The 1,819-nt window shown below is 63.2% G+C and carries 1 protein-coding gene; it reads left to right on the top strand.

The features are described 5' to 3' along the window. Positions 1-688: 688 nt before the first annotated feature. The coding region (locus AC1D00_RS39440; RefSeq protein ID WP_477014405.1) for a pyridoxal phosphate-dependent aminotransferase at positions 689-1,819 on the top strand (1,131 nt) is incomplete at its 3' end.

Below are 1,819 nucleotides of genomic sequence, written 5' to 3'. Positions count from 1 at the left end.
CCTTGTAGCTGTTGCCGGAGCGTTGCATCGAATAGAGCTTGTACATTCTGGGAGTTCTAAACCGAGGACGGGAAGGCGCGGCGCTTGTTGCCCCGCACCGCGGCTAAACAATGATGCCGATGCGAATCCGCCGCAAGAGCCAGCCAATAGAAAAACTCGAAAACCCTACCGCACTGCAACGCCGCGGAAGATCATTTCCACGCGACGACGCAAATCAGATCACGCTTGCGTCAACGTGGGCGACGCATTGCGCCGTGCATTCGTGTGAGATCGCTGAGCGATCCAGTCGGGGTAGGGCGTTGACGCCTCCGCAATCGTCATGGCCGGGCTTGACCCGGCCATCCACGCCTTGCCGCGCGGCACGAAGAATGTGGATACCCGGGACATAGGCGAGCGAAAGCGACGCCGTCCTTCGGACGGCTATGCCCGGGCATGACGACGGTCTGATTTCATGACGGCCAACACGCAAAATTGCTCTGAGGACAGGCCTTGCCGGATATGAGGGATTCGGACGGCAAAGTGACGGAATATTGCGGGAAATCGCGCGTCGAAACGCGGAATCCGTAAACTTTTGCGAGATCGGGCCGAAGTTTCTTGCGGCGCAGCGGCACACGTTTTAGGGTGGCTCCATTCCCACAATCAGAGTCGTGACGACCCATGGGTTCACGACGCTTGTCAGGAGATGACGATGTCCTTCCTTGCCGCTGCGCTCGACCGTGTGAAGCCGTCCRCGACCATCGCGGTCACGGATAAAGCACGTGCGCTGAAAGCGGCGGGCCGCAACGTCATCGGCCTCGGCGCCGGCGAGCCCGACTTCGACACGCCCGCCAACATCAAGCTGGCGGCGATCCACGCCATCGAGGCCGGCAAGACCAAGTACACCGCGGTCGACGGCATCCCCGAGCTGAAGGAAGCCATCATCGCGAAGTTTCAGCGCGAGAACGGCGTCGTCTACAAGCCGAACCAGATCATCGTCGGCACCGGCGGCAAGCAGGTGCTCTACAACGCGCTGATGGCGACCATCAATCCGGGCGACGAGGTGATCATCCCCGCGCCATACTGGGTCAGCTATCCCGAGATGGTGGCGCTCGCCGGCGGCGAGCCGGTGCCGGTGGTCTGCACCGCGGCGACCGGCTTCAAGCTCGGGGCCGAAGCGCTCGAGCGCGCGATCACGCCGAAGACCAAATGGGTGATCCTGTGCTCGCCGTCGAACCCGACCGGCGCTGCCTACACCCGCGCCGAGCTGAAGGCGCTCACCGATGTGCTGGTCAAGCACCCGCATGTGTGGGTGATGACCGACGACATGTACGAGCACCTCGTCTATGACGACTTCCAGTTCACCACCGTCGCGCAGGTCGAGCCCAGCCTCTACGACCGCACGCTCACCGTGAACGGCGTGTCGAAGGCCTATTGCATGACCGGCTGGCGCATCGGCTATGCCGGCGGCCCGGCCCAGCTCATCAAGGCGATGTCGACCATCCAGTCGCAGTCGACCTCGAACCCGTGCTCGATCGCACAGTGGGCCTCGGTGGAGGCGCTGAACGGTCCGCAGGATTTCATCCCCGCCAACAACAAGGTGTTCAAGGAGCGCCGCGACCTCGTCGTCTCCATGCTCAACCAGGCGAACGGCATCGAGTGCCCGCGCCCCGAAGGCGCGTTCTACGTCTATCCGTCCTGCGCCGGCACGATCGGCAAGAAAGCGCCGTCGGGCAATTTGATCTCCAACGACGAGCAGTTCGTCACCGAGCTGCTGGAGACCGAAGGCGTCGCCGTGGTGCAGGGCTCGGCCTTCGGCCTCGGCCCGGCGTTCCGCATCTCC

Source organism: Bradyrhizobium sp. P2_E8 (assembly GCF_056403875.1).
This window is presented reverse-complemented; position numbering and strand designations above follow the sequence as displayed.